Below are 14,204 nucleotides of genomic sequence, written 5' to 3'. Positions count from 1 at the left end.
GATTCAAAGAACCGCGCATTATAGGGAACATGTCTCAAGGTTCCTACCGCTGTGCGTCCGGCGGCTATGCTATAGTTCGCGCCCTCATTTTTATCCCCCGATGTGTTGCCCGCCCACCATGACCAAACGTGAAGCCCCAATCTACAAGGTGATTTTCCTCAACCAGGGCCAGGTGTACGAAATGTATGCCAAGCAGATCTATCAAAGTGATCTGTGGGGCTTCCTGGAAGTGGAAGAGTTCGTCTTTGGCGAGCGCACGCAAGTGGTCGTCGATCCGAGCGAAGAGAAGCTCAAGGCTCAGTTCGAAGGCGTTGTGCGCAGTTTTGTACCGATGCATTCGATCGTGCGGATCGACGAGGTGGAGCGCCTCGGCACGCCGAAAATCAGCGAAGCCCGCGGTGCGGTCGGCAATGTCATGCCGTTTCCGATGCCGATGCCTGAGAAGTAAGCCTCAAGACCTAGTCGCCCCCAATCGTCGGAACGCCGCCCGGAGCAAGCTCGCTCCCACAGTTAATCTCTGGCGTTCACAAAATTTGTGTTCACAGAAGATCAAATGTGGGAGCGAGCTTGCTCGCGATGGGGTCAGTCAGAACAACAGAGAGTTCAAGGCAGTGGCGAAAAAGGCGTACGCCCATCGGCGCTCTGCAATTCCATCAGATACTTGCGGAAGATTTGCCCCAGCACCTGGGTAGCTACTTCCAGTTCTTCGCGGGGCATTTTCTCGGCGACTTCGTCGGCGGTGTCCAACGCTTCTTCAGCGCCATTGACCGCAGCCATTTTCAGCACGATATACGCCTGAACGTTATTGGCCGGTACGCCTTCGCCGTGGAAGAACATGGTGCCAAGTTTGAATTGCGCCTGGGCGTGGCCTTGCAACGAGGCCTTTTCGAAGTAGCCCAAGGCTTTTTTGAGGTCGCGCGGCGTGTTTTTGCCGTCGTAGTAGAACTCACCCAACTCGTATTGCGCTTGCGCATCCCCTTCATCCGACGCTTTCTGGCAGGCGGCGAGAGCCTGCGCCAGGTCTTGCGGCTGAGTATTGAGGGTGCAACGACCCATCGCTGGGATTAACAACGAGTTGCCGCCTGCTTGTGCGAGCGCGAGCAGGGGCTGAAGGAGCAACAGGCAGCCCAATGCAAGGGCGCGGCCGGTGCGGTTCATGGGAATCGACTTACCTCTGAAGGGCGCGCGGATCCATCGAGGGATCCAATAAGCGCGCATTATGAAATAAGCAGGGCCAACCTTACAAAGTCTTTACTCGTTTTTCTGCTGCGCGGGGAATATATCGCCCACTTTGCTGGGAATATTGAGCAGAAGCGTAGGAAAAAGGGCGTAAAGGTAGGGGAAAGCTGACGCTGGCAATCGCCATCGTCAGCGGCACAGCGTTATTTCAATCCGGCAAATGCACGCTCGGCGGCATCGAGCGTCAGTTTCAGCTCGGTTTCACCATGGGCGATCGAGGTGAAGCCGGCTTCGAAGGCGCTCGGCGCCAGGTACACGCCGCCCTCGAGCATCAGGTGGAAGAAGCGCCCAAACAGGGCAGCGTCGCTGGCCATCACGTCATCGAAGGTCACGATATCGTCGGCGCCGCTGAAGTACAGACCGAACATGCCACCGGCCTGTGTGGTCACGAACGGAATGCCCGCCGCATCGGCGCGCTGTTGCAGGCCATCGAGCAGGCGACTGGTGTAGTCGCTCAGCTCGGCGTGGAAACCCGGGCGGCTGATCAGTCGCAGGGTCGTCAGACCGGCAGCCATGGCCAGCGGGTTACCCGACAAGGTACCCGCCTGATAGACCGGGCCCAATGGCGCGATGTGCGACATGATTTCGCGCTTGCCACCGAAGCAGCCAACCGGCATGCCGCCACCGATGATCTTGCCGAAGGTGGTCAGGTCAGGCGCCACGCCGTAGTGGGCTTGGGCGCCGCCGAGGGCGACACGGAAACCGGTCATCACTTCGTCGAAAATCAGCACCACGCCATGCTTGTCGCACAGGGTCCGCAGGCCTTCGAGGAAACCCGGCGCCGGGGGCACGCAGTTCATGTTGCCAGCCACTGGCTCGACGATGATGCACGCCACTTCCGGGCCGACTTCGGCGAGCAGGGTTGCTACGGCGTCGATGTCGTTGAACGGCAGGGTCAGGGTGTGTTTGGCGAAGGCCGCCGGCACACCGGCCGAGCTCGGCACGCCTTGGGTCAGGGCGCCGGAGCCGGCCTTGACCAGCAGGCTGTCGGAGTGACCGTGGTAGCAGCCTTCGAACTTGATGATGCTGTCGCGGCCGGTGAAACCACGGGCCAGGCGGATTGCGCTCATGGTCGCTTCGGTGCCGGAGCTGACCATGCGCACCATTTCCATCGACGGTACGATCGAGCAGACCAGATCAGCCATCTGGGTTTCCATTTCGGTCGGCGCGCCGTAGGACAATCCGTGCTCAAGCTGTTTGCGTACCGCGTCCAGCACGTCCGGATGACTGTGACCGAGAATCATCGGACCCCAGGAACCGACGTAATCCACATAACGCTTGTCGTCTTCGTCAGTGACGTAGGCGCCTTCAGCGTGCTTGAAGAACAACGGCGTGCCGCCGACGCTTTTGAACGCGCGAACAGGCGAGTTCACGCCACCGGGAATGTGTTTCTGGGCATTGGCAAACAGCGTTTCGGAACGAGACATGATTTGGCTCTCAAAGTCAGACTAGCTTTCTAAATATGAAGCAATTCGTTAAAGGCGCGGGCGCGGCGCGTTACTTCAGCCGTGCTCTCAGCGCCAAACAGGCCATGGACTACCGCCAGCAGATCGACCCCATGGGCCACCAGCGGGGCGGCGTTTTCCAGGGTGATGCCGCCAATCGCGCAGATCGGCAGGTGCAGTTTGCTGCGGGCCTGGTCGAGCAGTTCGAGACTGCAGGTCGGTGCGCCGGGTTTGGTGTTGGAGTTGAAGAAGCGGCCGAACGCGACATAGCTGGCGCCTTCTTTCGCCGCTTGCTCGGCGAGTTCGAGCTGCGCGTGGCAGGTCGAGCCGATGATCGCTTGGCGACCGAGCAACGCGCGGGCCGGGGTCAACGGGCCATCAGTCTGGCCCAGGTGCACGCCGACGTTCAGGCGCGCGGCCAGTTCGGCATCGTCGTTAATGATCAGCTGGGTCTTGTAGCGATCGCACAGATCGCGCAGCGTTTCGGCCTCGCGCAGGCGGCGAGCTTCGTCGCTGCTCTTGTCGCGGTATTGCAGCAGGGTGACGCCGCCTTCCAGCGCCGCCTCCACGTACGAAAGAAATTTACCCGCCAGCAGCTGGCTATCAGTAATGGCGTACAGGCCACGTAGTTTCATCGGACAAGCCTCACCGCATTGCTAATAGAAAGTTACGAACAGAAATCCAGCGGCAGGCGGCGCGGCACGAACTGGCCTTTGCCTAGCTGCTCCGCGTCACGCAGGGTACGCCAAGTGTAGTTAAGTGCCGACTGTACGGCGCTGGCGAGGTTTTCACCCAAGGCCAGACGCCCCGCCAGGGCGCTGGCCAAGGTGCAACCGGAACCGTGATAACTGCCGGGCAGACGTTGGCAGGTGAAGGTTTCGCGGTGACCGTCGCGGCTGTACAGGCGATTGTGGATTTCGTGTTCATCGCCATGGCCGCCAGTGATCAGCAGGTGTTTGACGAACGGCAGGAGTTTTTCAGCGCACTCGTCCGCGGTGCCTTCGGGCAGTTCGGCGAGGATGCGGGCTTCGGGAAGATTAGGGGTGGCGATGATCGACAGGGGCAGCAGGCGTTCGCGCATGGCGTAGCCGACTTCGTCCTTGCCCAGGCGTCCGCCGCCGCCAGCGCGCAGCACCGGGTCGCAGACCACCGGCAAATGCGGGTGCGCCGACAGCAGTTCGACCACGGTGTCGACCATTTCCAGGGAACCGAGCATGCCCAGTTTGACCGCTGCTACCGTCGAGTCGTTGAGCACGGCATTGGCCTGGGCCAACACCCACTCACGGTCGAGGACGCGGAAGTCAGTGACGTTGACCGTGTCTTGCACGGTCAGGGCGGTGACGGCCGGGGCCGCATGACAACCCTGAGCGAGCAGGGCTTCGATATCTGCCTGCAAGCCGGCGCCACCACTTGGGTCGTGGCCGGAGAGACAGAGGACAACGGGGCGAGAGCTGTAGATATTCATGGTGCGCGAGCTTACCACCAAACATCTTTTTTCGGGTGTTGACCAATAAGCCGTGGAACGAGAAAAGGCGGGCGCCCTCAGGCCATTGCCACACGCTGACCGGGTAAACAGCTCTATCTCAACTCATGGAGCTGGAACGCCCGTGCTAGAGCCTTTACAGGAAAAATTTTAATAGTGTTCAATGGCCATCAATGGCTATGCTAGAGTGGATCCAAACCAATAACAGGTAATACCGGTTTTACGTCTACTCAAAAGGAATGAGGGGCTTCCTGAGATAACCGGACAGGCCACGCTGGGGCTTAAATGCGCTATTTGCTGATGTTGCTGTTGTGCTTGCCCCTCATGGCGAGTGCCGTCGAGTTCGATGAATTCACTCAAAGCCTTCCCCTGGGCCGAACCCTGCAAGTGTTCGAAGATGCGGGCGGTCAGGCGACTATCGCCGATGTCCGTGCGCAAGCCGCGGGCGGAAACTTCAAACCCCACGACAAAGCCACCCTCAACGCCGGTTACTCGCGTTCAGCGTTCTGGTTGAAAATTGACCTGCATTACCGCCCGACCACTCCTGCGGTGCAACGCACCTGGCTGCTGGAACTGGCCTATCCGCCCCTTGATCGCCTTGATCTGTATTTGCCCGATGCTGCTGGTGGCTATCAGTTGGCCCGACAGACCGGTGATGCCTTACCGTTCGCCACTCGCGAGATCCGCCAGAACAACTACCTGTTCAATTTGAACTTCACCGCTGATCAAGCGCAAACCGTGTACCTGCGCTTGCAGAGTGAAGGGTCGATCCAGGCACCCGTCACCTTGTGGTCGAGCACGGCTTTCCTCGAAGAACAACCGGTCCGACTCTATGTGTTGGGGCTGATCTACGGCGTGTTGCTGGGCATGCTGGTCTACAACCTGTTCATCTACCTCAGCGTGCGCGATACCAGTTACCTCTATTACATCTTCTACATCGCTTCGTTCGGCCTGTATCAGCTGTCGGTAAACGGCGCAGCCGTGGAATATTTCTGGCCGGACAACCCGTGGTGGGCCAACGCCGCCACGCCGTTTTTCATCGGTTGCTCGGGGCTCTTCGGCAGCCAGTTCGCCCGTAGTTTCTTGCAGATCACAACGTACAGCCGTTGGCTCGACCGCTTGCTGTTGGCATTGATTGCGTTCAGCGCGGTGGTGGTCGGGTTGTCATTGATGGCCAGTTACGCCCTGGCCTTGCGTCTGGCGACAGCGCTGGCACTGACCTTCACCATAGTGATTTTTGCCGCAGGGATTTTCGCCTGGTTGCGTGGCCTGCGAGTGGCGCGGTATTTCATCATCGCCTGGTCGGCCTTCCTGCTCGGCGGCATCGTCAACACCCTGATGGTGCTGGGTTACCTGCCGAACGTGTTCCTGACCATGTATTCCAGCCAGATCGGCTCGGCGATTGAAGTGGCGCTGCTGTCCCTGGCACTGGCCGATCGCATCAATGCCATGCGCGAGCAACAGGCGCAGACCCTGTTCGATGCCGGTCAAAAGCTCGAAGTGCTGAACCAGCAACTGGCTCACAGTAACAAGCTCAAGGACGAGTTCCTCGCCACCCTGACCCACGAACTGCGCACGCCCATGAATGGCGTGATCGGTTCGCTGGAACTGATGCAGACCGTCGAGATGGGCCTGGAGTTGGAGCAATACCAGCAAACAGCCGCAGGTTCGGCGCGAGACATGATGCGCATGGTCAACGGCATCCTGACCCTGACCGAGTTGCAGGCCGGCAAACTCAAGGCGTATCCGGCCACCTTCAGTTTGCGCAGCGTGGTTGAGGCTTTGCGCCTGCAGTTCGAGGGCAACGCTCTGAGCAAGTCGCTGGACTTCAAAGTCGACGTGACGGTGGGGCTGCCGGATCGCTTGCACGGCGACAGCGCCAAGTTGGCGCAGTGCCTGGAATGCCTGCTGGATAACGCGATCAAGTTCACTCGAACTGGCGGGTTAGCGCTGCGGGTGACGGGTAAACCGGTGGGGCCCAACCGACTGGCACTGTCCTTTGCGGTGATCGACACCGGCATTGGCTTCACCGATTTGGGGGAGGCGACCCTTTATCAGCGGTTCTTCCAGCTCGACGGCTCAATGACCCGAGAATACGGCGGTCTGGGCGTCGGCCTGGCGATCTGTCGGCAACTGGTCGAATTACTCGGCGGGCGCCTGACTCACCGCTCCGAGCCTGGCCGGGGCAGCCGCTTTCAGCTCGACGTCGAGTTCGAACTGCCCATGGTGGAACGGCCGTCAGTGCCCTTGATGACCCGGGAATTTCCTCGCCTGCGACTGCCTCAGGACTGCACGGTGCTGCTGGTCGATGACAACAGCATCAATCAATTGGTGATGCGCGGGATGTTGCTCAAGCTGGGGTTCCGGGTGCGCACCGCCGACAATGGGGCTACCGCGCTCGATCACTTGCAGCGCGAAACCTTTGAGGCGGTATTGCTCGATTGCCAGCTAACACCTCTGGACGGCGCGTCCCTCTGTTGCCAGATCCGCGCGTTGCCGGGCTGCAGCGAATTGCCGGTATTCGTAATTGCCTTGAGCATTGATCGGGAACGCTGCCCTACCGGAGCCTTGATCGATTACCTGAACAAACCGGTGAAGTTCGAGGACCTGCAGGCAGCGCTTTACCGTCGCGTGCTGTGTCCAAAGCAAGGCGAAAGCGCCGACAGTTAGGCAGATATGACACTTTGTTCAGCCAAGGGGCGGTGCTTAACTGAAGTCCCTTGGCTGACCAAAGGAGCCCCGTCATGAACCTGCATCAGTTCGCCGAAACCCACGAAGTCACCAACCAGCCACCGTCGCTGGACGGCATCAACCTGTATCGCATCGACCTGCCGTTGCAGGAGTGGTCACGGCGTTTCGGGGCCGGGTGGGCCGAGTCGCGGATCGACGTTTACGGCGCGCTGGCCGGCGGGCCGCTGATGGAAGCGGGGTTCCTGGCCAATCAGCACAAGCCGGTTTTCAGCAGTCATGACCGTTACGGCCATCGCATCGACCTGGTGGAATTTCACCCGGCCTATCACGAACTGATGCGCACGGCGGTCGAGCACGGTTTGACCTCGTTGCCCTGGGCGCATCCGCAATCCGGCGCCCACGTCGCCCGCGCCGCCATGACCTACCTGCACAGCCAGGCCGAAGCGGGTAGTGGTTGCCCGCTGACCATGACCTTCGCCAGCGTCCCGGCGATGCGTTTGCAAGCGGATCTGGCCAAGCAATGGCTGCCGAAAATCCTCTCCACCGAATACGACCCGCGCAACGTCGGCATGGCCCACAAGGCCGGGGTCACGATCGGTATGGCGATGACCGAGAAACAGGGCGGCACCGACGTGCGGGCCAACACCACCAAGGCTTTTCCGGTCGGCGCCAGTGGTCCGGGCCAGGCGTATGAGCTGGTGGGCCACAAGTGGTTCTGTTCGGCACCGATGTGCGATGCCTTCCTGACCCTGGCCCAGACTGACAAGGGGTTGACCTGTTTCCTGCTGCCGCGCCATCGCCCGGACGACACACGCAATCAGTTCTACATACAGCGTCTGAAGAACAAACTCGGCAATTGTTCCAACGCTTCCAGCGAAGTGGAGTTCCGTGGTGCGTTGGCATGGATGGTCGGCGAGGAGGGGCGGGGCGTTCCGACCATCATCGAAATGGTCGCCATGACCCGCTTCGATTGCATGGTCGGCTCCAGCTCGTTGATGCGCCAGGCCCTGACCCAGGCCAGCCATCACTGCGCTCACCGCAGGGTTGGCGGCAAGTTGCTCAGCGAACAACCCTTGATGCAGAACGTACTGGCCGACCTAGCCCTGGAAAGCGAAGCCGCCCTGGCTTTGAGCCTGCGCATGGGCCGGGCGCTCGATCATCTGGATGACGACCATGAAGGCAAATTCGCTCGGCTGGTCACGGCGGTAGGCAAGTACTGGATCTGCAAACGCGCGCCCGGAATGATCAATGAAGCCGCCGAATGCATGGGCGGTGCCGGTTATGTCGAAGACAGCATCTTGCCGCGGTTGTACCGTGAGGCACCGGTCAATTCGACGTGGGAAGGTTCCGGCAACGTGCAATGCCTCGACGTTTTGCGAGCGTTGTCGAAGGAGCCGGGTGTGCTCGACGCATTGTTCAGCGAATTGGGCGATGGTCATGGCGACAAGCGCCTGGCCGCACATATCAGCCAATTACAGGCCGCCTTCAAGGACACCAGCGATGTTCAATACCGCGCCCGCCAGCTCTGCGAAGATATTGCCTTGGGTCTTCAGGCCAAGCTGTTGCTGGAGGCTGGCAACGCCGCCGTGAGTGACGCTTTCATTGCGAGCCGCCTCGGTTCGGCCGGTCGGGTGTATGGCGCGTTGCCACGAGGGCTGGATGTGGAAGCGATTGTCGCGAGGTCGACACCGCTTCTATGATCGACACCGATCAAATGTGGGAGCGAGCTTGCTCGCGATAGCGGTCTGTCAGGCGACATAACTGTTGAATGTTGAACCGTCATCGCGAGCAAGCTCGCTCCCACACTGGATCTGTGGTGATCAAGGCATTTGTATCAGCATGCCACTGTTCCCGTCAGACGATGATGCAGGCAAGATGAAGGTCTGCAAGTCAGAACACAGGATGCTGATCGTGACCGAAGCTTTTATTGTCGTTCAAACCGCCGAGCAAGCCGTGGATCGGCTTGCGCTCTTGCACAATCGTGCAACCACCGCGCTGAACCAGGCGCTCAAGCGTTACCTCAAGGATCGTGTCGAACCGGACGCCGAACAGCGTGCGATGTTTCGTTATCCCGAACTGCGCCTGACCTACCTCTGCCAAGGTGAAGTCCCACAGACCACGCGCGCCTATGCCAAGGTTCAATTGCCGGGGACCTACAGCGTCACCGTCACCCATCCAGCGGCGTTCCGTAAGTACCTGCTGGAACAGCTGGTGCCGTTGATGCACGACTTCACCGTGACGGTGGAAGTCGGTATCAGCCAGCAAAACATTCCTTATCCGTACGTGGTTGAGCAGGGCGATGAACTGGCCGGCTCCGGCGTCACCGCAGCGACGCTGGCGCGGGTGTTCCCGAGTACCGACCTGTCCGCCGCCACCGACGGCATCGCCGATGGTTTGTACGATTGGGAAAACACTGACCCGTTGCCGTTGGCCTTGTTCGACGCCGCGCGGGTGGATTTCTCCCTGCGCCGCCTGGTGCATTACACCGGCAGCGACTGGCGCCATGTGCAACCGTGGATTTTGCTGACCAACTACCACCGCTATGTTGACCAGTTCATCGTCCATGGTCTGGAGCAGTTGCGCAGCGATCCGCGTTTCGTGCGCATGGTTTTGCCGGGCAACGTGATCATCGAAAAGAGCATGGACCACGGCGAAGCCTCGGCGATTGCCGCGGGCGTGGTCTGGCACCGTTATCAGATGCCGGCCTATCACCTGATCGCCACCGACGGCCATGGCGTGACCCTGGTCAACATCGGCGTCGGCCCGTCCAACGCCAAGAACATCACTGACCACCTGGCGGTGCTGCGTCCGCATTGCTGGCTGATGATCGGTCACTGTGGCGGCTTGCGTCAGTCGCAGACCATTGGCGATTACGTGCTGGCGCACGCTTACATGCGTCGCGACGGGATTCTCGATCGGGTCGTGCCGCCAAATATTCCGATTCCGGCCCTGGCCGAAGTGCAGATGGCGTTGCAACAAGCGGCGGCCAACATCACCGGTGAGAAGGGCGACGAGCTGAAAAAACGCCTGCGCACTGGCACCGTACTGACCTACGACGACCGTAACTGGGAATTGCGCTGGGCTCAGGAACGTCCGCTGATCAACCTGTCTCGCGCCGTGGCGGTGGACATGGAAAGCGGCACCATCGCCGCGCAAGGTTATCGCTTGCGGGTCCCGTATGGCACGTTGCTCTGTGTCTCGGACAAACCGTTGCACAGCGAAATCAAGCTGCCGGGTTCGGCCAACGCTTTCTATGAGCGCGCGGTCAGCCAGCACTTGAAGATCGGGATCGAGGCGGTGGACCTGTTGCGCACCGAGCTCAACTCGCTGCACTCACGCAAACTGCGCAGCTTCGACGAGCCGCCGTTCCGCTAACGGTTTGTCGTGGTCATTTGGCGGTCAGGGCACTAGCATTAGCAGCCCTGACCGTTAGATGTTGTTTTTCCCATGTCCCGTCCCCCGCGTCCCCCTTCCCGCCATCCAGGTGCGAAGCCAGCTCCTTCAGCCCCGCGTCGTGTCGCCAAAGCGCCGCCGGTTGAGCCGAAGCTGATTTTGTTCAACAAACCGTTCGATGTGCTGACGCAATTCAGCGACGGCGAAGGGCGGGCGACGCTCAAGGATTTCATCGGGATTCCCGGGATTTACCCGGCAGGACGGCTCGACCGTGACAGCGAAGGTTTGCTGTTGCTGACCAACGATGGCCAGCTTCAGGCGCGGATCGCCGATCCGAAACACAAACTGGCCAAGACCTATTGGGTGCAAGTGGAAGGCGAGCCGAGTGCCGAGCAATTGCAGCGTTTACGCGATGGCGTCGAGCTGAATGATGGCATGACCTTGCCAGCCGAGGCGCGACAGTTGGAAGAGCCCAAGCTGTGGCCACGCAATCCGCCGGTGCGGTTTCGCAAAAGTGTGCCGACCAGCTGGCTGGAGCTGGTGATTCGCGAAGGTCGTAACCGTCAGGTGCGGCGCATGACCGCGGCGGTGGGGTTGCCGACATTGCGCCTGGTGCGGGTCAGAATTGGCGACTGGACCATCGAAGGACTTGATCAGGGCCAGTGGAAGGAAGTGCCGGCGCGTTTATAACGAGCCGGATTCGATCAGGCCGATCACCACGCTTTTGATCACGAACGCGGCCACGCCCAGGCCGAGTACGGAAAACAGAATGAACGAGCCAAAGCGCCCGGCCTTGGACTTCTTCGCCAGGTCCCAAACGATGAAACCCATGAAAATGATCAGGATGCTGACCAGGCCGGTCATCATCCACTCTTCGAATACTGCAGGATCCATCGAACATCTCCAGCGCAGGCGGGGCTAAAAGGGCGGGGCGAGTATACGCCAAGGGGGATTGGCGGGGCATTGACCTGCGTCGGTGTGCCGCAGTCATTCGTCGCCTGTGCCAGCCCCATCGCGAGCAAGCTCGCTCCCACATTGGATCTTCAGTGCATGTGAGATCCCTGTGGGAGCGAGCTTGCTCGCGATGGCGTCCTCAGCCACGCAGATGAGTCAACGGCAACTCGGTACTATTGAGCACCTGGTTCAACACAAAACTCGACCGCACACTCGTCACCCCTTCAATCCGTGTGAGATGCCCCAGCAGCAGTTTCTGATAATGGTCCATGTCCGGCACCACCACCTTGAGCTGATAGTCGGCATCCATTCCGGTCACCAAACTGCATTCCAGCACTTGCGGCAAGGTGCGAATGGCCGCTTCGAAGTTTTCGAAACGCTCCGGTGTGTGTCGGTCCATGCCGATCAACACGTAAGCCGTCAGGCTCAGGCCGAGCATCTTGCGGTCCAGCAGGGCCACCTGACGGGAGATGTAACCGTCGTCTTCCAGCTGCTTGACCCGTCGTGAGCATGGCGAAGGGGAAAGGCCGATGCGTTCGGCCAGCTCCTGGTTGGAGATGCGCGCGTCACGCTGCAATTCCGCCAAAATGCTCAGGTCGTATCGGTCGAGTTTGCTCATCAATCAGGCCTTTGTCATAACTATTGCGGTGGATTATCTATCCAGGGTTAAAAATTGCGCAAGTGATGTTTATTTGAGCAATCTTCGCAATCCTCTGCTGGCGCCGCGAGCCTATTCTTATCACCAGAATCACTGCTCGGACAAACAGTCCACAGCGGCTCGCCCAATCAGGCCAGCCGCGGTCGCCACCCCCACAGGGGATGTGCCGGCCCCCGAGCTACACACTGTCCAGAAGACGGCGTGAGGTGAGCCGACGTCAAAAGCGTTGAGCACGGACGAAGTTCTCAAAGGGAGGCCGACGGGTCTCCCTTTTCTTTTGCCCGGAATTTGGTGACGGCGATCAATAAATAAGTTGCGCGACTGATAACCTGTTGCAGAACCGGCCGTCGGTTTCCCAGTCTTACGTACAGGCCCTAACCCGCAGTGAGGAAAAGCATGAAGTCGCGCATCTGGCGGTTGGCCGGTGTTGGTTTGCTGTGTATCAGTGTCACTGCGCAATCGCTGGCCGATGAGCCGCAAAACCGGGGTCCCGATGGTGGACAACGTGGCTCGGACGGCCATCAGGGAAACAATCAGGGCCATGGCGGCGATAATCAGCCACGCCCGCAGAACAACCCACAACAGAATCAATCGCGTCCGCAGAACAACGACATCATTCGTGGCGACAACAGCCGCCAGTTCGAGCAGAACGGCCAGAATCAGCAGAACCGTCAGCCGCACGACTACAACAGTCCGGTTCGACCACCACCTCCGCCGCCGCAACTACCGGCCAATGACCTGCCGATCCAGGGCCGGCCCGACACTGTGCGCCAGACCCAGCAACCGCAGCGTGGTTACTACCAAGACGTGCCGCGGCGCATCGATAACAATCAGCATTGGCAGAACAGCGGTCCGCGTCCCAATGACCATCGTTGGGCCGGTCGCCCGGATGGGCACGGTAATGGCTGGGGCTCCGGCCCGCAGTACCGCCCCGGTCATGTGATCGATCGCTTCCCGGACCGGGATTACCGCGTGCCGTATCGTGGTCAGGATTACTTCTACTCCGGCGGCTACTGGTATCGCCCGCTCGGCCCGCGTTATGTGGTGGTGCAGCCGCCACGCGGGATTCGCGTCAGCTACTTGCCCGACTACGCGCGTGAAGTGTGGATCGGCGGTGCGCTGTTGTTCCTGGCGGCCGGTTCTTATTACGCCTATCAGGACAGCACTCAGGATTACGTCGTGGTCGAGCCGCCCGTGCAATCGCAGCCGCAACCGGTCAGCAATGGATATGACGTGGTGGCGTATCCGGCCAGCGGTCAGTCGCCGGAGCAGGTCAACCAGGACGGTTACGAGTGCTATCAATACGCGGTGCAGCAGAGTGGCTTCGATCCGCGAACGGCCACCTACCAGCCGACCCCGTCGGTGGTACAAGCCTACCGTCAGGTCCAGGGCAACTGCCTGAGCAGTCGCGGCTATCAGGTTTCTTTCTGAGCCCTGCCTGCCAGTACCACTTCCTGCGGGTCGGCGTGCACCAGCACTTCGGCTCGCGGGTAAGCGGCGTGAATGGCATCGGCGGCTTGGTCGCTGATGCCGTGAGCGACTGACAGGGTCAAATCCCCCGGCAATTCCAGGTGCAACTGCACGAACCACTGGTTGCCGGAAACTCGCGTACGCAGGTCGTGCGCCCCCAATACTCCCGGTACGCTGCAGGCCAGTTCGAGCATGTGCTGGCTGACGTCCGATGGCAGTTCTTCATCCATCAGCACCGTAAAACTTTCCCGGGCGATATGAATCGCGCTCCAGAGAATGTAGGCGGCAATCCCCAAACCGAACCAAGGGTCGACCTGATGCCAACCGAACCCGGCGAGCACCAGCGCCACCAGAATGCTGCCGTTGAGCAGCATGTCCGAGCGGTAATGCAGAGAGTCGGCGCGCACAGCGTTGGAGCCGGTCGCCTTGACGACCCGATGTTGCAACATCAGCAGGGCCAAGGTCAGCGCCAGAGAAAACACAATCACCCCGATGCTGATCCATGGCGCCCCCACCGGTTCCGGGTGTTTGAGTCGATCGATCGCCTGCCAGCCAATCAGCACCGCACTGCCGCCAATGAACAGCGCCTGAGCCATGCCCGCCAGCGACTCGGCCTTGCCGTGCCCGTACCGATGATCATCGTCGGCCGGGCGCAAGGCGTAATGCACAGCGAGCAGGTTGAGCAGCGACGTGACGCCGTCGAGGGCTGAGTCGGTCAGCCCGGCGAGCATGCTCACCGAACCGCTCAACCACCAGGCGATGGCTTTGGCGACGATCAGCGTACACGCCACCGCCACCGAGGCACGGGTCGCCAGCCGCAACAGGCGGGCGTGTTCGGAGCTTGCGATCATAGGGGCGGCGCTTCCTTTGA

Annotated in this window: 13 protein-coding genes; 6 read left to right on the top strand and 7 right to left on the bottom strand. The window is 60.3% G+C overall.

The features are described 5' to 3' along the window. Positions 1 to 118: 118 nt before the first annotated feature. Positions 119 to 448: a DUF1820 family protein gene (locus ACYZT7_RS28475; protein ID WP_007894425.1), complete on the top strand. Its 330-nt coding sequence runs from the start codon at positions 119 to 121 to the stop codon at positions 446 to 448. A gap of 155 nt (positions 449 to 603) precedes the next feature. On the opposite strand, the gene ACYZT7_RS28470 is transcribed toward ACYZT7_RS28475, so the two are convergent. The 4 genes from ACYZT7_RS28470 to ACYZT7_RS28455 form a co-directional block, all read right to left on the bottom strand. Further along, positions 604 to 1,158: a tetratricopeptide repeat protein gene (locus ACYZT7_RS28470; protein WP_056744588.1), complete on the bottom strand. Its 555-nt coding sequence runs from the start codon at positions 1,156 to 1,158 to the stop codon at positions 604 to 606. Between the two features lie 224 nt (positions 1,159 to 1,382). Continuing rightward, positions 1,383 to 2,666, bottom strand: a complete 1,284-nt coding sequence (hemL, locus tag ACYZT7_RS28465; RefSeq protein WP_462039099.1) for a glutamate-1-semialdehyde 2,1-aminomutase — start codon at positions 2,664 to 2,666, stop codon at positions 1,383 to 1,385. Between the two features lie 29 nt (positions 2,667 to 2,695). Continuing rightward, the gene (gene thiE / locus ACYZT7_RS28460; RefSeq protein ID WP_462039098.1) at positions 2,696 to 3,319 is read right to left on the bottom strand and encodes a thiamine phosphate synthase; all 624 of its coding nucleotides are present in this window, start codon (positions 3,317 to 3,319) and stop codon (positions 2,696 to 2,698) included. A gap of 32 nt (positions 3,320 to 3,351) precedes the next feature. Then, the gene (locus ACYZT7_RS28455; protein WP_449645737.1) at positions 3,352 to 4,149 is read right to left on the bottom strand and encodes a hydroxymethylpyrimidine/phosphomethylpyrimidine kinase; all 798 of its coding nucleotides are present in this window, start codon (positions 4,147 to 4,149) and stop codon (positions 3,352 to 3,354) included. 303 nt (positions 4,150 to 4,452) lie between these two features. Here ACYZT7_RS28455 and ACYZT7_RS28450 point away from each other — a divergent pair, with 303 nt between their 5' ends. The 4 genes from ACYZT7_RS28450 to ACYZT7_RS28435 all read left to right on the top strand — a co-directional run bounded on the left by ACYZT7_RS28450 (position 4,453) and on the right by ACYZT7_RS28435 (position 10,941). Continuing rightward, entirely contained in the window at positions 4,453 to 6,837 is a 2,385-nt protein-coding gene (locus ACYZT7_RS28450) for a 7TM diverse intracellular signaling domain-containing protein (protein WP_462039097.1), read from the top strand. A gap of 74 nt (positions 6,838 to 6,911) precedes the next feature. Then, complete coding sequence (locus ACYZT7_RS28445; protein ID WP_462039096.1) at positions 6,912 to 8,558, top strand: acyl-CoA dehydrogenase family protein; 1,647 nt, start codon at positions 6,912 to 6,914, stop codon at positions 8,556 to 8,558. 175 nt (positions 8,559 to 8,733) lie between these two features. Next, positions 8,734 to 10,233: an AMP nucleosidase gene (amn, locus tag ACYZT7_RS28440; RefSeq protein ID WP_282381334.1), complete on the top strand. Its 1,500-nt coding sequence runs from the start codon at positions 8,734 to 8,736 to the stop codon at positions 10,231 to 10,233. 72 nt (positions 10,234 to 10,305) lie between these two features. After that, complete coding sequence (locus tag ACYZT7_RS28435; protein WP_462039095.1) at positions 10,306 to 10,941, top strand: pseudouridine synthase; 636 nt, start codon at positions 10,306 to 10,308, stop codon at positions 10,939 to 10,941. Here the strand turns inward: ACYZT7_RS28435 and ACYZT7_RS28430 are convergent. Continuing rightward, positions 10,936 to 11,145 carry a DUF2788 domain-containing protein gene (locus ACYZT7_RS28430; protein ID WP_283181783.1) on the bottom strand — a complete coding sequence of 70 codons (210 nt, stop codon included), beginning with the start codon at positions 11,143 to 11,145 and terminating at the stop codon, positions 10,936 to 10,938. The genes ACYZT7_RS28435 and ACYZT7_RS28430 overlap by 6 nt on opposite strands. 199 nt (positions 11,146 to 11,344) lie before the next feature. After that, positions 11,345 to 11,824, bottom strand: a complete 480-nt coding sequence (locus tag ACYZT7_RS28425) for an Lrp/AsnC family transcriptional regulator (protein ID WP_054052470.1) — start codon at positions 11,822 to 11,824, stop codon at positions 11,345 to 11,347. Positions 11,825 to 12,259: 435 nt separating this feature from the next. Here ACYZT7_RS28425 and ACYZT7_RS28420 point away from each other — a divergent pair, with 435 nt between their 5' ends. Next, the gene (locus ACYZT7_RS28420; protein WP_462039094.1) at positions 12,260 to 13,294 is read left to right on the top strand and encodes a DUF6515 family protein; all 1,035 of its coding nucleotides are present in this window, start codon (positions 12,260 to 12,262) and stop codon (positions 13,292 to 13,294) included. Here ACYZT7_RS28420 and ACYZT7_RS28415 read toward each other — a convergent pair. Then, positions 13,279 to 14,184 (bottom strand): cation diffusion facilitator family transporter, encoded by a 906-nt coding sequence (locus ACYZT7_RS28415; RefSeq protein ID WP_462039093.1) that lies wholly within the window; start codon positions 14,182 to 14,184, stop codon positions 13,279 to 13,281. The genes ACYZT7_RS28420 and ACYZT7_RS28415 overlap by 16 nt on opposite strands. Between the last annotated feature and the right edge of the window lie 20 nt (positions 14,185 to 14,204).

Source organism: Pseudomonas sp. RT4P38 (assembly GCF_054897765.1).
Note: the sequence above shows the minus strand (reverse complement) of the source record. Positions and strands in the feature narration are given on the sequence as shown.